This window comes from Pseudochrobactrum sp. sp1633, assembly GCF_030376605.1.
Taxonomy (GTDB): domain Bacteria; phylum Pseudomonadota; class Alphaproteobacteria; order Rhizobiales; family Rhizobiaceae; genus Pseudochrobactrum.
On record NZ_JARRAE010000022.1, the window covers coordinates 12,919 to 35,322 of the forward strand.

The 22,404-nt window shown below is 52.0% G+C and carries 21 protein-coding genes; 10 read left to right on the forward strand and 11 right to left on the reverse strand.

The window, feature by feature from the left end:
- Position 1 precedes the first annotated feature (1 nt).
- From P8H26_RS16475 to P8H26_RS16490, 4 genes are all read right to left on the reverse strand, one after another.
- Positions 2-2,851: a hybrid sensor histidine kinase/response regulator gene (locus P8H26_RS16475; RefSeq protein WP_289634225.1), complete on the reverse strand. Its 2,850-nt coding sequence runs from the start codon at positions 2,849-2,851 to the stop codon at positions 2-4.
- Positions 2,848-3,201: a hypothetical protein gene (locus P8H26_RS16480; RefSeq protein ID WP_289634226.1), complete on the reverse strand. Its 354-nt coding sequence runs from the start codon at positions 3,199-3,201 to the stop codon at positions 2,848-2,850. The genes P8H26_RS16475 and P8H26_RS16480 overlap by 4 nt, the downstream gene beginning before the upstream one ends.
- A gap of 127 nt (positions 3,202-3,328) precedes the next feature.
- Positions 3,329-4,936: an amidohydrolase family protein gene (locus P8H26_RS16485; RefSeq protein WP_289634227.1), complete on the reverse strand. Its 1,608-nt coding sequence runs from the start codon at positions 4,934-4,936 to the stop codon at positions 3,329-3,331.
- Between the two features lie 26 nt (positions 4,937-4,962).
- On the reverse strand, positions 4,963-5,307 hold the full coding sequence (locus P8H26_RS16490) for a RidA family protein (RefSeq protein ID WP_028233227.1): 345 nt from the start codon (positions 5,305-5,307) through the stop codon (positions 4,963-4,965).
- A gap of 111 nt (positions 5,308-5,418) precedes the next feature.
- Here P8H26_RS16490 and P8H26_RS16495 point away from each other — a divergent pair, with 111 nt between their 5' ends.
- Positions 5,419-6,207, forward strand: coding sequence for an IclR family transcriptional regulator (locus P8H26_RS16495; protein WP_289634228.1), 789 nt, complete (start codon positions 5,419-5,421; stop codon positions 6,205-6,207).
- A 32-nt stretch (positions 6,208-6,239) separates the two neighbouring features.
- Here the strand turns inward: P8H26_RS16495 and P8H26_RS16500 are convergent, their stop codons facing one another.
- The 4 genes from P8H26_RS16500 to P8H26_RS16515 form a co-directional block, all read right to left on the reverse strand.
- Entirely contained in the window at positions 6,240-8,063 is a 1,824-nt protein-coding gene (locus P8H26_RS16500; RefSeq protein WP_289634229.1) for an ABC transporter ATP-binding protein, read from the reverse strand.
- A gap of 4 nt (positions 8,064-8,067) precedes the next feature.
- A complete protein-coding gene (locus tag P8H26_RS16505; RefSeq protein WP_289634230.1) occupies positions 8,068-8,931 on the reverse strand; it encodes an ABC transporter permease in 864 nt (287 codons plus the stop codon).
- Entirely contained in the window at positions 8,931-9,872 is a 942-nt protein-coding gene (locus P8H26_RS16510) for an ABC transporter permease (RefSeq protein ID WP_289634231.1), read from the reverse strand. Before P8H26_RS16510 ends, P8H26_RS16505 begins: the two co-directional genes overlap by 1 nt.
- A 69-nt stretch (positions 9,873-9,941) precedes the next feature.
- Positions 9,942-11,471, reverse strand: a complete 1,530-nt coding sequence (locus P8H26_RS16515; protein ID WP_374708318.1) for an ABC transporter substrate-binding protein — start codon at positions 11,469-11,471, stop codon at positions 9,942-9,944.
- 218 nt (positions 11,472-11,689) lie between these two features.
- Between P8H26_RS16515 and P8H26_RS16520 the strand changes: the two genes are divergently transcribed.
- Positions 11,690-12,772 (forward strand): D-TA family PLP-dependent enzyme, encoded by a 1,083-nt coding sequence (locus P8H26_RS16520; protein WP_289634232.1) that lies wholly within the window; start codon positions 11,690-11,692, stop codon positions 12,770-12,772.
- 8 nt (positions 12,773-12,780) lie between these two features.
- Complete coding sequence (locus tag P8H26_RS16525) at positions 12,781-13,674, forward strand: sugar kinase (protein ID WP_289634233.1); 894 nt, start codon at positions 12,781-12,783, stop codon at positions 13,672-13,674.
- Positions 13,675-13,834: 160 nt separating this feature from the next.
- On the opposite strand, the gene P8H26_RS16530 is transcribed toward P8H26_RS16525, so the two are convergent.
- Together P8H26_RS16530 and P8H26_RS16535 are read right to left on the reverse strand one after the other, a co-directional pair.
- Positions 13,835-14,614 (reverse strand): acetoin reductase, encoded by a 780-nt coding sequence (locus P8H26_RS16530; RefSeq protein ID WP_289634234.1) that lies wholly within the window; start codon positions 14,612-14,614, stop codon positions 13,835-13,837.
- Between the two features lie 205 nt (positions 14,615-14,819).
- Entirely contained in the window at positions 14,820-15,179 is a 360-nt protein-coding gene (locus P8H26_RS16535) for a DUF488 domain-containing protein (RefSeq protein ID WP_289634235.1), read from the reverse strand.
- A 126-nt stretch (positions 15,180-15,305) separates the two neighbouring features.
- On the opposite strand from P8H26_RS16535, the gene P8H26_RS16540 reads away from it, so the two are divergent.
- The 3 genes from P8H26_RS16540 (at position 15,306) to P8H26_RS16550 (ending at position 19,252) form a co-directional block, all read left to right on the forward strand.
- Positions 15,306-16,391, forward strand: coding sequence for an ABC transporter ATP-binding protein (locus P8H26_RS16540; RefSeq protein WP_374708317.1), 1,086 nt, complete (start codon positions 15,306-15,308; stop codon positions 16,389-16,391).
- 114 nt (positions 16,392-16,505) lie between these two features.
- Complete coding sequence (locus P8H26_RS16545; protein ID WP_289634236.1) at positions 16,506-17,528, forward strand: Fe(3+) ABC transporter substrate-binding protein; 1,023 nt, start codon at positions 16,506-16,508, stop codon at positions 17,526-17,528.
- A 56-nt stretch (positions 17,529-17,584) separates the two neighbouring features.
- The gene (locus P8H26_RS16550; protein WP_289634237.1) at positions 17,585-19,252 is read left to right on the forward strand and encodes an iron ABC transporter permease; all 1,668 of its coding nucleotides are present in this window, start codon (positions 17,585-17,587) and stop codon (positions 19,250-19,252) included.
- Position 19,253: 1 nt separating this feature from the next.
- On the opposite strand, the gene P8H26_RS16555 is transcribed toward P8H26_RS16550, so the two are convergent.
- On the reverse strand, positions 19,254-20,147 hold the full coding sequence (locus tag P8H26_RS16555; RefSeq protein ID WP_289634238.1) for a LysR substrate-binding domain-containing protein: 894 nt from the start codon (positions 20,145-20,147) through the stop codon (positions 19,254-19,256).
- A 126-nt stretch (positions 20,148-20,273) separates the two neighbouring features.
- Here P8H26_RS16555 and P8H26_RS16560 point away from each other — a divergent pair, with 126 nt between their 5' ends.
- The 4 genes from P8H26_RS16560 to P8H26_RS18185 all read left to right on the forward strand — a co-directional run.
- Positions 20,274-20,897, forward strand: a complete 624-nt coding sequence (locus P8H26_RS16560) for a glutathione S-transferase family protein (RefSeq protein ID WP_289634239.1) — start codon at positions 20,274-20,276, stop codon at positions 20,895-20,897.
- A 42-nt stretch (positions 20,898-20,939) separates the two neighbouring features.
- Positions 20,940-21,980 carry an LLM class oxidoreductase gene (locus P8H26_RS16565; RefSeq protein WP_289634240.1) on the forward strand — a complete coding sequence of 347 codons (1,041 nt, stop codon included), beginning with the start codon at positions 20,940-20,942 and terminating at the stop codon, positions 21,978-21,980.
- 93 nt (positions 21,981-22,073) lie between these two features.
- Positions 22,074-22,205 (forward strand): hypothetical protein, encoded by a 132-nt coding sequence (locus P8H26_RS16570; protein WP_289634241.1) that lies wholly within the window; start codon positions 22,074-22,076, stop codon positions 22,203-22,205.
- Positions 22,206-22,277: 72 nt separating this feature from the next.
- A partial coding sequence (locus P8H26_RS18185; RefSeq protein ID WP_374708319.1) for an MGMT family protein occupies positions 22,278-22,404 on the forward strand: 127 nt, incomplete at its 3' end.

Consider the following 22,404-nt stretch of genomic DNA (forward strand, 5'->3'; position numbering starts at 1 on the left):
GTTATTCTCCGGTACGCTCATTGCCTGACGAAGGCAGCGGATCATCCGCAAATTCTTCGTTCAGCAATGTCAGGGCACGATTATAGTCAAGATTATCAAGTGCGGCCTTGATCGGATGAACCTGCAATGCTGCCGGTGTCATACCGAGTGTCTGGGCCAATTTTTCAAAACTGCTGCGCGCTTTCAGGCTCCGGCGCTCAAGAAGCCCGCGGAAAGCTGAAATCTCTGCCTTTATATTTGCAGGGTCAGCTTGTTCTGCCGGAACAGCCTTATTATCACTTTCTGCACCAGGAACAAGGCTTTGCGCCGCTTTTACCGCTGGTTTCAACACCTGTTCCAGTTCTGTGATCAATGCATCCGCCACAATCACATCGCCTTGCGCTAAAGCAGCCTCTGCATTTGCAGCATGCGTATAAACTTCAGCAAGTTCCAGAGATCCCGCAACTCCTTTCAGCGTATGGGCATTGCGTCGTGCTTCATCCAGCGCACCACGACTGATCTGCGCACGAAGCTCGTCTGGTGCAGCAGCAAATTTCTGCCCGAAGTCAATGATCAGCTTGCGCAGCAAGGCTGTTTTGCCATTCATCCGTATCAGTGCTTTTGAAAGATCAAACGGCGGCAGGGTTTCCGGCAAATCCGCATTTTTCTTTATGGCAGGCAGCGCAGTGTCCGCGGTTTTTACCGCAGCATCTTTGCTGCGGGGCTTCAGCCAGCGATCAAGCGTACGCACCAGCAGGAAAGGATCAACGGGCTTGGCCACATGGTCATCCATGCCAGCTGCAAAACACTTCTGCCGTTCTTCCTCATAGGCATGAGCCGTCATCGCAATAATCGGCAGCTGTGCTGCAGACCACTTTTTCCGGATTTGCAAAGTCGCTTCAATCCCGTCCATTTCCGGCATCTGAATATCCATCAGCACACCATCATAAAGCAACGGATCATGCAGCACGAGATCGCGGGCGATCTGACCATTTTCGGCCACATCAACGACCAGTCCGGCATCCTGCAGTAGTTCAACCGCGATTTCACGGTTAATCATACTGTCTTCAGCCAGAAGAACTTTCAAGCCGCGTAAATGTTCTGCGACCATCGGAATAGTCTGTCCGATTTCCGCATGCGGTGCATTCGTATCTGCCTGTCGTGAAAACAAGTCCGTAATCGTATCAAAGAGAACATTTGGGACAATCGGCTTGGACAAGAAGGCCGCAATGCCTGAGCGTTCCGATTCCGCACGGAACTCCTCACTCCCATAAGCAGTTACCATCACCACATAAGGCAAAGGTGAGAGTTTTTCATTCTTATGAATGGCCTGTACGGTTTCAAGCCCGTCCATGCCCGGCATTTTCCAGTCAAGCACCACCAGATCATAAGGTTGGGTAGCTTCGCAGGCACTCTCAAGTGCGCCCAGCACCTCCTCACCGGAGGCAACAAGATCAATAGTCATTCCCCATGAACTGAAGACGTCATGCAGAATTTCACGCGAAGCCGGATTATCGTCAGCAACCAGAACCCGCAAGCCTGCGATCTTCGCCGAAGGTACGCGCTCCGGTTCAATCTGCATTTCGCCGATTGCCATTTTGACAGTAAAGGTGAAAGTGCTGCCCTCTCCCGGTATGCTTTGCACACCGATTGCGCCACCCATCTGTTCAATGATCTGCTTGCTGATAACCAGACCAAGTCCGGTGCCGCCAAAGCGCCGCGTCATGGAACTGTCGGCCTGCGTAAAGGAATTAAACAGCAAGGCCTGCTGCTCCGGCGCCATGCCGATTCCCTGATCGCGAACTGCTACTTTCAGCGTAATACTATCTTCTTCCTGATCCAGCGTATCAACGGCAACAGTGACTGTTCCCTTTTCACTGAACTTCACAGCATTGCTGACCAGATTGAGCAGCACCTGATTCAGGCGCAACTCATCGCCGACGAGAACAGCGGGCACATTGTCCTCAATGAGCGTCGCAATCATGACGCCTTTATTCTCGGCATTGATCGCAGCCAGATTGAGCTGGCTCTGCAAGGATGAGCGCAAATTAAACGGACGTGTCTCAAGAGAAAGCTTACCGGCCTCATTCTTGGAGAAATCAAGAATGTCATTGATCAGCCGCAGCAATGCCGTGCTCGCATTGCTGATTTTGGATACATATTCTTTTTGGCGCAGATCCAGATCGGTGCGCAATACCAGATGGCAGAACCCCAGAATAGCGTTCATCGGCGTGCGGATTTCATGGCTCATATTGGCGAGGAACATGCTTTTGGATTTGCTGGCAGCTTCAGCCTCAAGGGTGCGTTGTTCCAGTGCCGCATTCTTGGCAATGATTTCATCACGCATCGTATTGATACGGTTGAAACAGTCCACAAGCATATCGCCAAACCACACCAGCACTGCGGCCTGAAATGCAACGATCACGGCATGCAGTATGACGCGCTTCAGATCGCCGCCTTCCGGAAACACCGCAGCCGGCATCAGATAATCAAGAATTAAATGATGTGCAGCCACTGCTAAAGCGGCGAAAATGACCGCACGACGATCACACCACGCAACCGTCAGCGCCAGCATGGCAAAGAAATACATATGCATATCCATTTGCCACGCCTGCCCGCTCATAAAATACAAGAGCAGTGCGGGTTGTCCCATCAGGGCAACACCGGAAATATAGCGTGTCGCCGGAGCAATCCCCACACGCGCCCATGACAAATGATAAGCTCCGGCCAGTACAACACCGGCAAAAGCAGCACCAATCGGGGAATGTCCGGTCAGATAGGCAACCAGCGCCAGAAGCGGGACATGCAACCAGAATAATATCACCAAAAACCGGCCAAAGCGGCTGCGAAGGTCGTCAAGTTCAAAAATCATGCTGCGGTTGTCCGTTCCTGAATAGCAAAACAGCCGCCTGGTTGCAGCGGTTCAAAAACCAGCCACTCACCGTCCTTGTAAAGCCTGCTTGGGAAATCTTTATGCTCGGAATAAACTGTAATCAGGCTGGATGACGCATTGACCGAAATGATCGCGCCTTCTGCAAGCTGAATGGAGTTGATGACAGAGTTCAATGTGCGCCACGGTGCAACCATGACAACATACTGATCGTCTTTACCTGTGGGCGTGAGAACAGCCGCCGCGAGGCCGCCAAGCAGCAATACCAGCAATAGTATTGCCGGTACAAGATCGCGGATATGGAACCGGTGATCTCCACTCAGACCCCTCATAGGTATATTCCTGCTTCAAATATTACTGATATTGACAGATTTATACCGTTGCAGAGTAAATGTGGCCTTAATATTTGATCAGAGATTACCCAAGTGTCTCAAATAAACAGACACCAAAACCTGATTTTCACGCGGCTCCGTCTCGTCGCAGCACCCGACCGGCTCTTGCACCCGTCGGTTGTCCTTCAGCAATCACCGCCTGCCCGTTCACAAAAACATGGCTGATCCCTGATGGCATCTGCGTTGAGTTTTCAAATGTGGCGTGATCTGTGATTGCATCTTCGAACAGCACCAGATCAGCAGCCATTGCAGGGCGCAACAGACCGCGGTCGTGCAGGGAAAAACGTTGCGCCGCAACCGAAGTCATCCGGCGCACGGCATCCTCAAGCGGGAACCACTTTTTATCCCGCCGTAAAGGACCGGCAATACGCGGAAAAGTCCCGAAAGCACGCGGATGCGGTTTGGAACCCGGACGCGGCAATCCGTCAGACCCAGCCATAAACAAACGGTTGCAACATGCTGCATGGAGATCATCTTCATCAAGCTGAAACAGGATAATCCCCGTCTGCCCGTCATCCTCTTCAACAAAGCGAACCAGCAGATCAAAAGGTGCCATCCCCAAAGCAAATGCTGCCTCGCGCATGGTCTGCCCTTCCAGATGTTTCAGCGCCTCAATACCGATGGCCGAAAGCCGCACATTCTCCCAGCCGATCAGCGAGACTTTACTCTGACCGTGATAATCATCCCCGCCATGATCGACCCAATGCGCCAGTTTCTGCCGCCATGCCGTATTCTGCAGGCGCGCTTTCAAAGCCAGCAAACCACCGTCCATCACAGCCGCTGGCAGAAGTTGCAATATCCATGTGCTGCCTGCCGGATAGGGATACATATCAAAGCTGATATCCACGCCATCCGTGCGTAAATTTTCCAGATAGTCGATAACCGCAGGTACATTGCCCCAGTTCGGTCGCCCTGCCGATTGCAAATGTGAGAGCAATCCGGCTGCACCGGACAGACGCACAGCCTCACCGAATTCTTCTGTCGCCTGCATCAGCCCTGCTTCATAGGAGCGGATATGCGCGGCCAGCACCCCGCCAAAACCGGCGACAACTTTTCCAAGCGCCACCAGCTCCTCAATCTCAGCAAAAGCACTCGGCGGATAAACCAGTCCCAGAGACAGACCTGCCGCGCCTTGCGCCATTTGCACTTCAAGCATTTGGCACATCGCCGCCAGTTCGTTCTCGGTTGCTGGTCGCCGGTCATGCCCCATTACTGCCAGCCGCAAAGCCGCATGGCCCACAAGCGAGATCAGATTGAGGGCAATCCCCTCTCCTTCCAGTGCCTGATGGTATCCCGAAAAATCATCAAAAATCTCATCAGATCGCGTTTCCCCAAGAAGACCGGAGAAATGCTGGCGCAGATATTCACGGGACTGTTCTGCTGCCGGATAAAGCGAAAACGAACAATTGCCAACTACAATACTGGTCACGCCCTGCATCGCTTTTTCAGGCCTGTCCCGCTCGCGCAGAAAAATCAGATCATCATGGCAATGGGCATCGATAAAACCGGGGCTTAAATAGCGCTCATCCGCATCAATGATCTGCACATTCCCGTCTGCTTTCAGACCTCTGCCAATCTGCCGGATTAACCCGCTCCCCAGCAGTACGTCGCCGCGATACCAGGGCGCACCGGTGCCATCAATGATGCGGGCATTGCGAATGAGCGTTTGTGTCATTTCAGGCTCCGGCTTTCAGCTTTTCTTTACAAAGCAGCGATTGCAGTCATTTCCACGCGCAGATCAGGATCGGCAAGACGCGCTTCCACACAGGCACGCGCCGGTGGATTTTCAGGATCAATCCATGCATCATAAACAGAATTCATCGCGTCAAAATCCACAATCGCCGGAAGGAATACATTCACAGCCAGTAATTTGGAACGGTCAGTTCCTGCCTGCTGCAAAAGCTGATCAATCTTACCCAACACATCACGGGTTTGCTCTTCAATGGAAGCCTTGCGGTTCTCTGCCACCTGACCGGCAATATGCACCATGCCGCCATAGCTCACGGCCTGACTCATCCGGCTGCCTTTTTGATAACGCATAATCATACCCGTATTTCCTTCTGTCATCGTCACTTCTGATTGTAAACTTCTGCTTGCCTGCATAATAAAATCCAATATAACAGACATAGTAACATTATAGTGCTCATCGGAGACAGCATGTCAGACAACACCGCATCCACTCCGGTCACGTCCAAAGAAGACAGCAGCAAACGTGCACGCGGTCTGGATCGTGCCTTTGAGATACTGGATTTTCTGCGCAACAAGCGTGAACCGCTGAAACCCAATGAAATTGCCGCCCAGATCGGTGCCCCGCGCTCTTCGGTTTACGAACTGGTCAATCTGCTGCTGCGCAATGGTATTCTCGAATTTACCGGCGGCGATGGCCGCGTCTTTCTCGGACGCAAATTGTATTTTCTCGGCGCCGCTTATGAAGATCATTTTGACTTCATGCGCGAGTGTGACAGTGCACTGGAGCGCATTGCTGAACAGACCCGCGAAACAGCGCAATATTGTGTGCTTGACGGCAATAAATACACCGTCGCCCGCATGAAAGAGGGGGTGCGCCCGTTCCGCATCTCCTCCGATGTCGGTCATTCTGTGCCTATTCCGTGGACAGCATCCGGTCGCCTGCTGGTCGCCCATCTCAGCGATGAAGAAATTACCACTTTCATTCCTGCTGCCGATTTCCAGATGCCCAATGGCAGCTGGCTTGATCCGGCGGAATTTATCGCGCAGGTGCGTGAAGCGGACAGAACCGGACAATTCACCTTCAACAGCACGGTCGACAATTTCACTCACTGTTTTGCCGTACCAATGCGTGATGCGCAGGGCATTGCCACCGCGACGCTGTGTCTTGTTGCACCCCGCGATGACGGGCTGAAGAACCATACTTTCTATCTGCAATGCCTGAAAGAGGCCGCGCAGGCGCTCAGTGGCAAACACTGACTGGAAGAAGGGCACTTGTTTCACCGGACGCGTCATTGGAATATGAAATGCCCTTCTGAAACTTCACGCATCTGGCGTTGCACCGGCACATAGTCCGGCGCACGGACAGGGCTGTGCAACTCATCGGCAATCTGACCACGCCGCATACCGCGCCGTGCAGGATCAGGCACCGGCACTGCTGCCATCAGCTTTTTCGTATAAGGATGCTGCGGGTTTTCAAACACCGCTGCACGCGGCCCGATCTCAACAATCTCGCCCAGATACATCACCGCAACACGGTGACTGAGACGCTCCACCACCGCCATGTCATGGGAAATAAACAGAAAAGACAGGTTGAGGCTGGATTGCAGATCGAGCAGCAGATTAATCACCTGCGCCTTAATGGAAACATCAAGAGCGGACACGGATTCATCGGCAACAATGAGTTTCGGATCAAGCGCCAGAGCACGCGCAATACAAATACGCTGACGCTGCCCGCCGGAAAATTCATGCGGAAAGCGCGAGGCCATATCCGCTTTCAGCCCCACCCGCTCCAGCAGATCAGCCACGCGTTCCCGCGCCTGTTGTCTGGTGCCGAGCTTATGCTCCAGAAACGGCTCCGCAATCGACGCGCCGACCCGCATACGCGGATTGAGACTGGCATAAGGATCCTGAAAAATCATCTGCATGGTACGGCGCAGACCTTGCAGCTCATGCCCTGCCATGGCCATCACATCCTGCCCGTTGACCATAACGGAACCGCTTTGCGGCTGTATGAGCCGCATGATGGAGCGGCCGGTCGTCGATTTACCGCAACCGGATTCCCCGACCAGCGACAGCGTTTCTCCCGGTTGCAGCGAGAAAGAGACATTCTCTACGGCGTGCACTCTGCCCGCCAGTCGCCCGAATAGTCCGCTGTGAATGGTAAAACGTGTCGTCAGCCCTTTCACATCCAGAATGGGAGCCGCATCCTGCGCAACTGTATCGGCAGCCTCCACAGGCGGCAGTGCCGTACCGGTACGGATATCAACAACCGGAAAACGCAGTGGGCGCACACGTCCAGTCATCGAACCAAGTGCAGGCACGGCTGATAGCAAAGCCCGCGTATAAGGATGTTTCGCATCACGGAAAATCGTGGTCGTATCACCGGTTTCCACCGCATCACCATGATACATCACCACCGTGCGATCAGCGATTTCTGCAACCACGCCCATCTCATGGGTGATGAACAGTACCGAAGTGCCTTCCTCTTCCTGCAGGGTTTTAATCAGGTCGAGGATCTGCCCCTGAATAGTCACATCCAGCGCGGTAGTCGGCTCGTCGGCAATCAGCAATTTCGGGCGGGTGACCAGCGCCATAGCGATCATCACGCGCTGGCGCATACCGCCGGAGAAACAATGCGGATATTCATTGAACCGGCTTGCGGCAGACGGAATGCGAACCTTATCCATCAGGCGCAGAGCTTCAGCCTTTGCCTCTGCCTTGCTCATATTGCGATGGCATAACAGAGCTTCACAAATCTGGTCTCCCACCGTGTAAAGCGGGTTGAGCGACGTCATCGGCTCCTGAAAGATCATCGCGACATCATTGCCGCGTATTTTTTGCATTTCATGCTCGGACAGCTGCAAGATATCTTTGCCGGCAAGCAGAATATTCCCTTCAATCCGGCTGGTATCCGGCTGCAACAACCGCATGACAGAAAGAGACGTTACACTTTTTCCTGAGCCGGATTCCCCGACCAGCGCCACGGTTTCCCCTGCACCGACATCAAAGGAGATGTTTCTCACAACCGGCCGCCAGCCGCCCTCACCGAGAAAAGACGTTGTGAGGTTTTGCACACGGAGCACAGGCTGTTTGTCTGATAAATGGCTCATCATGTCCTCACATATCTTTACGCAAACGTGGGTCGAGAAGATCGCGCAATCCGTCCCCCACCATCTGCAAAGACAGCACGGCGAGAATGATGGCAAAACCCGGAAACAGCGTCATCCAGTCTGCCTGTCCGACATATTGACGGCCGGAAGCAATCATCGTTCCCCATGTCGGGATTTCCGGACTGACACCAAGCCCCAGAAAGGACAGACCGGCCTCAGCAAGCATGGCCTGCGCAAACAGAAACGTCCCCTGCACCAGAATAGGTGACAGCAAATTGCGCAACACATGGCGGGTCATAATATGCGGCGTGGAAATGCCCAGCGCACGCGATGCCTCAATATAAGGCAGTTCGCGGATAACGAGTGTTGAAGCGCGCACCACACGCGCCAATCTCGGTGCATAGACAATCGACAGCGCCACAATCACTGTTGTCAGCGAAGGGCCGAGTGCGGCCACCAGCGCAATCGCCAGCAGAATATCAGGAAACGCCATCATCGCATCAATCAGACGCGCAATCGGCGTATCCAGCCGCTGAAAAAAACCGGCCAGCAGACCGAGCGTGATACCAATGACAGAGGCCAGCACCACCACGGCGGCACCGACTGCCAATGACAGCTGCCCCGCATAAAGTGTGCGGGAAAACACATCGCGGCCAAATTCATCGGTGCCGAAAAACCATGTGCCATTGGGCGCAGTCAGACGGTTACTAATCGATAATTTACCCGGTGCATAGGGTGCAATCAGCGGCGCCAGCACAGCCAGTAGCACAAAAACCGTCAGGACAAACAGGCCAAATGCAACGGTGCGGCGACGCAACAGGCGACGGATGAATAACCGCGTTTCTGAAGTCTTTTCACTTAAAACAGCCATCAGTAACGCACCCTCGGATCGACTGCCAGATAAAGCATATCAATGGCAAAATTAATCAGAACATAGAGCGCGGCAATCACCAGCAATGCCCCCTGAATAACAGGATAATCACGGCGCATCACCGCAGACACTACCAGATTGCCGACACCAGGGAGGCCAAACACCGTCTCGGTCACCACTGCGCCGGAAATCAGCACAGCTGCGGTCAGCCCGATCACGGTCAGAATAGGGATCAGTGCATTTTTAAACGCATGCTTCATCACCACACGTCTGCCATTCAGCCCTTTGGCTTTGGCCGTGCGCACATAGTCATCGCCCAGTACATCCAGCATAGAAGCGCGGGTAAAACGCATAATCAAAGCGGAGGACACGATGCCCAGCGCGAAAGACGGAAGCACCAGATGCATCATCCGCTGGCCAAAACTCGTATCGGGCCCGCCATAACCGGAAACCGGAAATAAGCCGTAACGTACGGCAAATACCTGCATCAGCAGCAGGCCGAGCCAGAAACTGGGAATACTGGCGGCAAACATCGCCACTGCTGTCGCCGTCTGATCGAAAAATGAGCCACGTTTAACCGCGGCATAAATCCCGACCGGCAAGGCAATCGCACTGGCAATCAGAATGGAAAACAATGTGAGAAAGAATGTCGGCTCTGCGCGCTCAGCAAGCGCATGCGCCACCGGTTGGTCGAGAAAGATTGACTGGCCAAGATCACCGCGCAGCAATTGCAGCAGGTAATAGCCATATTGCACCGGCAAAGAGCGGTCGAGACCGAGCTTTGTACGCAGCGTTTCAATGTCGGCCTGCGTTGCCTCCGGCCCCAGCATCACAGCAGCAGGATCGCCCGGCGTAACCCGTACGATCACAAAAACGATCGTCACAACCAGAAACATGACCACAATCATGCCGATCAGACGCTGTATGATATAGCGTATCATTCAGTCTCCACCCAAACATATTTCAAGCCGCGTTGTCTCCTCCTCCGGAGACAACGCGGCCTATTTTATTTATTGCGTAACGGAAGCATTCCAGAAATACGGCCAAGGCGCAGGCGTAACGCCGTCCAGTTTCTTGGATTTCGCAGACAGATTGTTAAAGTTACCGACCTTGATGAACGGCACTTCGTCGAACACGACTTTCTGTACGTCTGCCCAGAGTGCCGCACGCTTCTGCGGATCAGCTTCCGCATTAAACGCATCCATCACCTTGGCGCGAGCCGGTGTATTCCACTTGCCCGGTGCACTGACAGAAAGCGGATCAATCAGAGCCGGTTCCGGCAGGAACGGACTATGGGTAATATAAATATCCCAGAGTGCCGGATCAGCACGGCGCTGGGTGAGCGTTGCCCAATCCACCACCTGCATATCAACAGTGAAGCCGGCCAGTTTCAGATATTCAGCCGCAACTTGCGCCATTTTGTAATGGAATTCATATTGGCGGCTGGTGAGAATACGCAGCGGCTCGCCATTATAACTGGCAGTTTTCAGCAGGGCTTTTGCGGCCACTGCATCACCGACATTATAGCTGCCTTCCGATCCCGCATCTGTGCTCCAGATAAATTGGGACGGATAGAGCGATGGTTCAGCGCTGAAGAAATCCTTGCTGCCATAGGCAGCAGTCAGCATATCCTCATTATTCAGCGCCACCTGAACGGCTTTACGCAGATCACGGTTTGCAGCAATGCCTTTGGAGGTATTCATAATGAACACCGGCCAGCCGAACGGCTTGAGCATAACCGCATCCGAAGATGCTGAACCGGACACACGGTCAAAAGCCTCAACCGGCAGCGCATCAACATAACCATACTGGCCGGAAACAGCAGCTTCTACACGGGTGCTGGCATCAGGCACAGGTACAAAACGGATTTCATCCAGATTCTGCTGACGGCCACCGGCATAACCGCTCGGCTCGCCTTCCTGCGATTTATAACCGTCATAACGCACTAGCTGAATATACTGATCCGGCTTACGCTCTTTGAACTGATAAGGGCCGGTACCGACAAATTCGGTCATTGGTTCAGCCTGTTTTTCAGCAGGCAAGACAATCGCCGCGGAATTGTTAAAGGCGAGCAGAGATGTCAGTGGCGCATAAGGCTGCTTCAAGGTGATTTTGATGCTGTGATCGTCAACCGGCTCAATGGCTTCAATCAAAGTCGCTGCCTGCTTGCCGCGCGAGGCTAAGGTTGTCCAGCGTTTGAGCGATGCCACAACATCTTCCGAAGTCATGTCCGAACCATCGTGGAATTTGACACCCTCACGCAATTTAATCAGATAGGTTTTGCCGTCGGCAGAAATTTCCGGAAGGCTGGCAGCCAGAAGCGGCGCCGGTTTCCAGTCTTTATCGAAAGTATAAAGCGTCTCAAACATATGCTGACTGACAATACCGACGAGATCAGCCGTTGAGACCATCGGGTCCAGTGTCGGCGGCTCACCAATAGTTGCCACATCCAGCACGCCGCCTTTTTGCTGTGCGAAAGCGGATGGTGTCAATGCGATTGTCGCGGCACCCAATAACAGCGCCAGTTTCATTGCCTGCATTTTCTGAACCCCCAATTGTTTGCCTGCATCAGGTGATGCAGCTCCTCCTCGGTATGATTTTTCATTTTTGTCCAAAATAACGGACATTAGTCTATTTTACCGGATTGACGTATCTCAATACAGTATGCATAACTTGTCAAGAGGGCGGCTCGCCAGACCGGCACGTTTTTTGACGGCCATAGCGGGAATATGCAGAGCCGGAAAATTTGTGAGGAAAAATGGAACCTAAACTTGCAGACCAATTGAACACACCGGCAATTGTGGTGGATCTGGATATTGCGGAAAGAAATATCCGTAATTTTCAGTCCTATGCTGACCAACATGGTTTCAAGGTGCGTCCTCACATCAAAACGCACAAATTACCGGCGCTGGCCTATGCCCAGCTTGCAGTCGGTGCGGGCGGCATTACCTGCCAGAAGATCTCTGAAGCAGAAGCCATGCTCGACGGCTTGCAAAAACAGTATGGTCTCTCCCCTGACCTGTTGATTACCTATAATATTTTAGGCAGCGAAAAACTTGACCGGCTCAAAGCGCTCGCGCACCGCACAAAACTGAGTGTGGTTGCGGATAATCTGACTGTGATTAACGGTCTGTCCGAAGCTTTCGTCAATGAGGCACAGCCGTTAACGGTGCTGGTAGAGTGCAATACCGGTGCAGACCGCTGTGGTGTAGCAACACCTGAATCAGCAGCAGAACTTGCCAAGGCCATTCATAATGCTGCAGGGCTGCAGTTCGGCGGCCTGATGACCTATCCGCCTGCCAATGCCCATGCTGCAGTTGAAAGCTTCATGGAGCAGGCAAAACAAAAAATCGAAGCATCCGACATCACAGTTCCGCTCATTACCTCCGGCGGCACGCCCTCAATGATGAGCGCGGCTGATGCCCCTGTTGTCACAGAATACCGCCCCGGCACTTATATTTATAATGACCGTTCGCTCGTTGAGCGCGGCGCTTGCAGTTACGATGATTGTGCGTTTTTTGTTCTGGCTACCGTTGTGTCCGCGCCGTCTGACAACCGCGCAATTATTGATGCAGGCAGCAAAACGCTGACTTCTGACCTGTTCGGATTGAGTGGTTATGGCCATGTCCTCGGACGTGATGATATCCGCATCGATCAGCTGTCAGAAGAGCACGGCCGTCTGGTCAGCGACAAGCCGATCAACCTCAAGGTCGGCGACAAAGTGCGGATCATTCCGAACCATGTCTGCGTCGTCACCAATATGTTTGACAGCGTCTATATTCAGCGCAATGGCATGGTCACAGAAAGCTGGCCAATTGCAGCGCGCGGCAAACTGGTCTGAGGTTAATCATGAGCGGACAGTTTCTCGCCATCGGTGAGGCAATGATCGAGCTTGCCCCTGATGGCAGCGGCTTGTTACGGCAGGGCTTTGCCGGAGACACCTTCAATGCCGCTTATTATGCCCGTGCAGCACTACCTGCGGACTGGCAGGTTAGCTATTTCACTCTGCTCGGGCAGGATGCAATGTCCGATGCCATGTTGGCATTCATGGCACAAAAACAAATCGGAACCGACTATATAAGCCGTCATGCCACACGCATGCCCGGCCTCTATATGGTGCATCTCAATAATGGTGAGCGCAGCTTCTCTTATTGGCGGTCACAATCCGCAGCGCGTCTGCTGGCAGAAAACAAAATGGCATTGCGGCAGGCCATTGAAGCTTCTGATATTATTGTTTTCTCCGGCATCACGCTGGCAATCCTTGAGGGTGACGGTGCCGATAATCTGCTCAGCATTCTGCAAGAGCTCCGTGATACGGATAAGATTATCGCTTTCGATCCCAATATTCGTCCTCGCCTCTGGGAGGATAAAAACCATATGCGCGCGCAACTGATCCGAGGTGCCAAAGCCAGTAATCTTGTCTTGCCGAGTTTTGATGATGAGGCCACCTGCTTCAGTGATCTGACGACAACAGACACAATCAGCCGTTATAGCAGCTATGGTCTCAACCGGATCATCGTCAAAAGCGGTGCGGATGCAATTGAGGCACTTTTTGACGACCAGTCTTTTACTGTCAAAACAGCGCCCGTCGCACAGATTATTGACACGACCGGTGCAGGCGACAGTTTCAACGGTTCATTCTTGGGGCATTTCGCATGCACAGGTGATGCCGGAGCCGCTATTCGTTTTGCAGCGCAAACCGCAGCAAAAACCATTCAGCATTATGGTGCTCTGGTAGACTAGAGCGGTTTACGTTCATGTTGGATCACAGTGCTCGCTCTAGATTTTTTAGTTTGTCGCATTATCCCGACGTCAAGTTGATCCAACTTGACTGTGAAATGCTCAAAAAACAAAAGCCCGCCGGAGTTTCCGGCAGGCTCTCTTTTCCAAAAAAGTGCAACACTTAGCGATAAACTATACCGCCGTCAGTCAGAATGGCCTGACCGGTAATATAATCGGAATCCGGCCCTGCAAGGAAAGAAACCAGCGCCGCCACATCATCCGGTGTTTGCGCACGGCCAAGGGCAATCCCTTCAACAAATTTCTTGTAGGTCTCGCCCTTCGGTGCACCGGTGATTTCCGCAAAGCGTTCGTCAATTTCCACCCACATATCGGTGCCGACAATACCTGGGCAATAGGCATTCACGGTAATTCCCGCGCTGGCATATTCTTTGGCCGCAGCCTGCGTCAGCGCCCGCACCGCAAATTTGGTTGCGGAATAAACGCCCAGCATCGCGAAACCGTCATGACCAGCAATGGATGAGGCATTGATGATTTTGCCTTTGTGACCGCGTTCTTTGAACTTTGCCGCCGCTGCCTGAATGCCCCAGAGCACGCCTTCAATATTAATCTTGAAAATCCGGTCAACCTCTTCCGGCATCACCTCAGACAGTGGCTTAACCTGCGCGATACCGGCATTGTTCACAATCACATCAAAACCGCCGAGCTCTTTCTCGGTGTAGTCAATCGCGGCATAGATATCATCGCGCTTGCTGACATCAGCAGCAAAAGTGGTCACCTTGCGTCCCAGCGCTTCAACTTCTTTGGCAACCGCTTCCAGCTTGTCTTCTTTCAGATCCACCAGCGTCAGGTCGAAACCGTCTTTCGCCAAACGCAAAGCAATGCCGCGGCCAATGCCCTGCGCAGCACCGGTAACTAATGCAACCTTATTGGTAACAGTCATAACCAAATCCTTTTCGTCTATGTAATCGGAAACACAGGATCAGCAACATGCCGCGTATACGAGGCCGCAATATGGCTTACCATAGAATAAGCAACTGACCTGACTTAACTGAGAGCTTAAACAATATTGATATTAATTCATTGATTATAATCAATTTTTCATTCAATTCAGAAAACATCGCTCAAAGCATCGCCGTTTACGGCGCTTATTGCTCAGATAAATAATCTCTGAGAACAACAGCCTGATTATGGTCTGTATCTTTTGCCGAATAAAGCAACGTAACCGCCCCCTCTGAACAATGCTGCAAAAGCAGTTTCACAGGTTCGGGATTATGCCGCAACTCCTCACGATAGCGCCCGCAGAATATCTGCCAGTTTTCCGGACTACTTTCCTGATGATGGAACCACTGCCGCAGCTCCGTTGTCGGCGCGATCTCTTTAAGCCAGAGATCAAGGGAAGCATGCTCTTTGCTCATACCCCGCGGCCAGATGCGGTCAATCAGCACTCTGAAACCATCCGCCGGTGATACATCTTCGTAAATCCGTTTTACTGCAATTTTCAACATTGCCTGCACTCCTCCGGCATTGCCAAACATATTCAGTTTTACAGGATGATAAATGTCAGGTTTTTATAGTACTACTCCGGAACCGGTGTTATAGCAAAATCTGAACTGAAACGGGCAGAGTGAACAGTGCATTCAAAAGAACACACCGGACAAACTGATAACAAGATTGCCGCCCTGCAGGTGTCGGCCGTTAACAGGCGTTTCGATTCCACAGATGCATTACAGGATATCTCATTGTCCGTTGCTGCCGGTGAAATTATCTGCCTTGTTGGTCACTCGGGTTGCGGCAAAACTACTTTACTGAAAATCATCTCCGGCATTGATACTCCTGACAGCGGTTCAGTCTTTATGAATGGGCAACCGGTCGTCAGCGGTGCCCGTTTCATTGAGCCGGAACAACGCCGCGTCGGCGTTGTGTTTCAGAATTATGCGCTGTTTCCGCATCTGACAGTCAAGCAAAACGTACTGTTCGGATTGCGCAAAACGCCGAGAGCAGCGGCATCCGGCCGCGCAGATGAACTGCTGGCTCTGGTCGGACTTTCCCATATGGCCGCTCGTTATCCGCATATGTTGTCCGGCGGTGAGCAGCAACGCGTTGCGCTTGCCCGCGCACTCGCTCCTGCGCCTGATATTTTGCTGATGGATGAGCCATTTTCCAATCTGGATCAGGGGCTGCGCCAGAAAGTACGCGGAGAAACCATTACGTTGCTTCGCAAATTAGGCACTACTGTTATTATTGTGACCCATGACGCCGAAGAGGCTCTGTCTGCGGGTGACCGCATCATCCTGATGAAATCTGGCCGGATCGTTCAGCAAGGCACAGCACACGACATTTATGACCATCCAAACGGCCGATATGCCGCTGATTTTTTCTGTAACTTCAATGCGATTTCCGGTGTCATTCGCGGACAGATGATCGAAACCGCGATTGGTATCTTTCCGATACATAATCCGGAAATGACTGACGGATCCGTCAGCATGTATCTGCGTCCTTATGATGTTGTCCCTCAGGTGGATGAAAACAACCTTCAGGATACAATTGAGGGCACAATCATCAGCCGTCATTTTCTTGGTGAGATGGAAGAACTGATAATCAGGGTTGAAAATTTGCAGATGCCCTTGCGTGTGCGCACATCAGTGCGTCTGCCGGTGAACAGGCAGACGATCCGTTTGCGATTAAAGACGGATAAAGCCCTTTTCTTTCGGGATTAAGCAAACGGGTCGTCGATCACAAAGACTTGACTGGACAGGCAAACTTCGCCAATAGTTGAGCTTAACAATCATAATATCAACCTCCCATGCAGCTTTAACCAGGAAACAGATACAATGACCAGAACCGGATATGCACAAGCAGGCTTTGCCTTGGTTTTCGGAACACTTCTCACCGGTGCAGCAAGTGCAGAGGAAGTCAACATCTATACCACCCGCGAGCCGGGCCTGATCCAGCCTTTGCTTGATGCGTTCAAGGCCTCCAGCGGCATTACGGTCAACACTGTATTCCTGAAAGACGGTCTGGCAGAGCGCGTTGCAACTGAGGGTGAAAACTCACCTGCGGATATTCTGATGACTGTTGATGCGGGCAACCTGATCGACCTTACAGAAAAAGGTCTGACACAGCCTGTTGCATCCAAAGTGCTTGAAGAAGCCATTCCTGCTCAGCTGCGTGATGCCAAAGGCGAATGGTTTGCATTGTCCATGCGCGCCCGCGTTGTCTATGCAGCGAAAGATCTCGATGTTGCAGCTCTGAATTATGAAGACCTGTCCGATCCGAAGTGGAAAGGCAAGATTTGTATCCGTGCCGGTCAGCACCCTTACAATACAGCCCTGATCGCCGATTACATTGCCCATTACGGCGCTGAAAAAACCGAAGAATGGCTCAAAGGCGTCAAAGCCAATCTGGCGCGTAAAGCAGCCGGCGGCGACCGTGACGGCGCCAAGGATATTGCCGGTGGCATTTGTGATCTCGCCGTTGCCAACTCCTATTATGTTGGCCTGATGCGCTCCGGCAAGGGTGGCGAAGAGCAGGTCAAATGGGGCGAAAGCATCAAGGTTATTCTGCCAACTTTCAAAGAAGGCGGCACACAGGTTAACATCAGCGGTGCGGCTCTGGCCAAACACGCCAAGAACAAAGATGCAGCCGTTAAGCTTCTTGAATATCTGGCTTCCGATGAAGCTCAGAAAATCTATGCAGAAGCCAATTTCGAATATCCGGTTAAAGCCGGTGCACCGCTTGATCCGATTGTAAAATCTTTCGGTGAACTGACAATCGACAAAACACCACTGACAGAAATCGTAAGCCATCGTAAACAGGCAAGCGAGCTGGTAGACAAAGTCGGTTTCGACAACTAATAAAGATATTTCGCCGGCCTTCATTTCAGGTGAAGGCCGGCGAAGTTTTGTAGTCAATGACGAGCCTCTCCATGCCAGAATGCTCTAAACGCCGGTTCTTCCGCGCCGGAACGCTGTGGCTTTGCCTCTCAGCAATCAGTGCGGCACTGGTTTTGCTGCCGGTTCTGGCGCTTGCCTTGCAGGCAGCCCAAGGCTCCGAAGGACTCTGGTCGCATCTTTTAGCAACCACTCTGCCTGTTGCGTTCATCGACACAATCATTCTGCTGACCGGCGTCGGCATTCTCGTAGCCATACTCGGCACATCATCCGCATGGCTGGTCACAGCCTATGATTTTCGCGGACGTAAATTTCTGGAATGGGCATTGCTGCTGCCGCTTGCAGTACCGACCTATATCATTGCCTATGCCTATCTCGACATTCTGCATCCCATCGGCCCTGCGCAAAGCGCATTGCGGGCGATCCTAGGCTATACGAGCCCGCGTGAGTTTCGTCTGCCGGATATCCGCTCCATGACCGGTTGCATCCTGCTGCTCGGCTTCGTGCTTTACCCTTATGTCTATATCCCGACACGGGCGATGTTTCTGACCCAGTCTTCCTCGCTGATTGATGCGGCACGCACACTGGGCGTAACACGGAATGCAATATTCTGGCGTGTTGCCCTGCCGATGGCGCGTCCTGCCATTGCTGTCGGCATTAGTCTTGCTTTGATGGAAACCCTGAATGATATTGGCGCGGCTGAGTTTTTAGGCATACGCACACTTACGGTTTCCATCTATACAACATGGATCACGCGGTCAGATCTGCCGGGAGCCGCGCAAATTGCGCTGGCACTGCTGCTGATTGTCGTCATTCTCGTTTCACTGGAACGCTGGGCACGACGCAAGCAGCGTTTTGCCTCCAGTGCGAAACGCAGTCAGAATTTCGCACCATATAAAGTAAGCCCACTGAGTGGTGCAGGCCTGTTCATTGCAGGCCTATTTCCCATCCTGATCGGCTTTGCTTTTCCGGCAACATATCTGGTTATTGAAGCGTGGAAACGCATGCGTTTTGCCGGCATTTCTCCGCGTCTTTATGATGAGATTGTAACTACAATCACACTCGCGACATCGGCGACGATTGTCACACTCATTGTTGGTCTGATTGTTGCCTATACAATGCGCCTGCGGCCCGGACATGCCTCACAATGGTTTTTCCGTTTCTCAACTATGGGCTACGCAGCTCCCGGCACAGTCATTGCCATCGGCGTTTTGATTGTTACCGGCAGCATTGACCGGATGATAAGCAATCTGGCGCTGTCATGGCTGAATATTCCGGTCAGCCTGTTTTTGCTGGGTTCCGGTGCAGCACTGATCTATGCCTATCTGGTACGGTTCCTTGCAATTTCCGCAGGTAGTATTGAGGCTGGTTTCAACCGCATACCAGTTACTTATGATCAAGCATCCCGCACATTGGGAGAAACCGCAACCGGCACATTCCGTCTCATTCATCTGCCCTTGTCCAAAACGGCACTCAGCGCCGCTGCATTGCTGGTCTTTGTTGATTGCGTGAAAGAGCTTCCTGCAACTTTGCTGCTGCGTTCCCTCAATGTGGAAACACTGGCGACGCATCTCTATGGCGAAGCCGCACGCGGCACCTATGAGGAGGCCTCAATTGCTGCTCTGGCTATTGTAGCCATCGGTATTCTGCCGGTAATTGTTTTGTCCCGCATCGGACGGCGCCTGTAAATTACATATTCTGCGCATTTGCTTCCTGATGCAGCCATTCAATAAATAGCTTCACTGCAGGCTTCTGCGCATTTTCAGGTAAAGTCAGCACATAATAAGCAAATTGTGTCGGCCAGGGACGATCTATCGCAAGCGCAAGACGCCCCGCCGCAATTTCCGATCGGGCGTAAATATCCCGTACGAGCGCAATTCCCTGCCCTGCCTCCGCAGCACGCAATAACAGAAAATCATCATCAAAAGCAGGGCCACGCTCTGCTTCCGCCGTTGGCTCCACACCGCAGGCAGTCAGCCACAAACGCCAGTCAGCACGATCAGAATCCTGCAACAAAGGATAGGCTAGACAATCTGATGGCTCACGAATAACCGGTCCGGAAGCCAGCAATGCAGGACACATCACCGGCACAAGTTCTGGTGCCATCAACGGCTGCACATCATAAGACGGATAATCACCGAGCCCGTGACGGATTGCTATATCCACGCGTCCGCCATGAAGATTGGTCAAGCCGGACGTCGCCTCAACACGGACTTCAATTTCCTGATTTTGCTCCATAAACTTACCCAAACGCGGCACCAGCCATGAAGCCGCAAAAGAGGGCAATGTGCTGACCGTTAAGGTTTGTCTGTTTGTGCTAGCTTCAAGTACAGCAAGACTCGTCTCAATCTGTGTAAATGCCCGCATTAAAGCCGGATAAACACCCGCTCCTACTTCCGTCAGCTCTACGCCATATCGCGTGCGCCTGAAAAGCGTGACACCTGTCCGTTCTTCAAGCAGCCGGATTTGCTGGCTTACTGCTCCCGAGGTTACCCCCATTGTTTCAGCTGCACTTTTAATGCTGCCCGTGCGCCCTGTCTCAGTGAACGCCCGTAAAGCCAGCAATGGCAAAACTTTCCCCATAGTTTAGATTTCCTAAAGCAAACTATCAGAATCTATCGACTCTAAAATAGTACAATACCCAATATTTAAGTTCAAAGATGATGTTATCATAATTTAGATTTTCTACACCATCATCAAAAGGAAAAAATGATTGAACTTTATAGCGATTCATCCCCAAACGGGTTCAAGGCAACCATTGCCCTTGAAGAAACAGGCCTAAACTACACGCTGCATCATATTAAAATTGATCAGGGTGAACACCGGAAAGCGGATTTCCTGAAGCTCAATCCGCATGGGCGCATACCGGTGATTACAGACAGTGCAACAGGAATAACACTGTTTGAATCTGCAGCAATCCTGCTTTACATCGCAGAAAAATCCGGCCAGCTCCTCCCTCAATCTTTTGCAGAGCGCTGGCAGGCTTTGCAGTGGCTACAGTTCCTTTCGTCCAGTATGGGGCCGATCTTTGGTCAGCGTGTCCATTTCGAAATTTTCGCTGAAACAAAATTACCGCAAGCTATCTCCCGCTACCAAAAACTCAGCAACGATATTTACGCCGTTCTGGATCAACGCCTGAATGAAACCCCGTGGTTTGCAGGAGCAGAATATTCCGTTGCGGATATTGCAGCTTTCGGCTGGACACATATCGCCAGGATTTGCGGTTTTAGCTTCGACAACTACACGCATCTAAACAACTGGCATCAGAAGGTCGCTACGCGGCCTGCTGTGCAACGCGGCATTACTTTGCCGGAACCAGCGACCGGCCCTTAACCTCTGCCCGCCAAACACTTCCTAAATCCTGAAAGCCTTACCATGAACCATAATCTGCCTGCTTCAGAAATCCCAACCGGCATGTCATCCGATGCCTTTGCACATCATCCGGGTTACAGACGTATGTTTGCCGCCAATCAACTCACCATCGGTATATTCCTGCCCCTTCGCTTTTATGAAGGGGATATGCGTGTTCTTGAGGGGCAAACTGCTCTCGTCAAAGACATTGATCAGCGCGGATTTGCTTCCATTTGGGTGCGTGATGTGCCGCTATATGATCCGTGTTTTGGTGATGCCGGTCAGATTTTTGATCCGTTCACCTATCTTTCCTATCTTGCAGCCAACACAAACCGTATTTCGCTGGCAACTGGCAGTGCTATCTTCTCTCTGCGTCATCCCATTGACCTCGCCAAGGCAGCAAGCACAATTGACCATTTGTCCGGAGGTAGGTTGATCCTCGGTATAGCATCTGGTGACAGGCCGGTGGAGTTTCCGGCCTATGGCTTAGATCTGGATGCAAGAGGTGAGCGCTTTGCTGAAACAGTCATCTATTTTCGTCAATTGCTGGCAGAAAGAACGCGGCCGATCCGGTCAAATTTGGGAATCCTCACAGAAGCAGAGTTTTTACCTAAGCCCCCTTACGGACGTATTCCTTTGCTGATCACAGGTTCAAGCCGTCAGACACCGCAGTGGGTTGCAGAACATGCTGATGGCTGGCTCACTTATCCGCAGCAGACACATAATGCTGAAGGCCCTGTACGACTGGCGCAAAATATACGCAGATGGCGTGATGCTATTCCAGACGGAGGGTTTCGTCCGCATGTCACTAATGAATGGCTTGAACTGACCGAAGATCCAGATTTTCCAAGAACACCGCTCAATGGCGGCTTTGTTTTGAAAACAGGACGCAAGGGGCTGATTGATCTTCTCGGTGAATGGCAGCAAGCTGGCGTCAATCATGCAGCACTCGGTATGCAGTTTGCTTCACGCCCGCCAGCTGAGATTATACAAGAACTGGCTGAAGAGGTTCTGCCTCTTTTTCCTTCCATTGATGGTCCCGCCCCATCAAATATAAAGTGGTAAACTCCCCACATTTAAGTGGCTAAATTATTCAACGGAAAAACACGCATGCCAGCCCGTTTTTATTCAGGAAACATTAAAACGCCTATCGGAGTTTTGATAGTTATTGTGAACGATCAGGGCGCTGTCATGCGTCTTGATTTTGAGAATGATACCCGCGCTCATTCAGCCAATACACGTATCGCCATCACACATCACGACGATGCTGCAGTGAACCATGTCACCTAGCAGATACATGAATATTTTGCGCGAGAGAGGCGTCATTTCGATCTCACACTTGCCCCGCTTGGCACTCCGTTTCTGCAAGCTGCATGGCAGGAGCTCGCCAAAGTGCCTTATGGCACAGTTGTCACCTATGGTGAACTTGCAGAACGCGCCGGTCATCGCGGCTCTGCGCGTGCCTATGGCCGTGTAAATGCAATTAATC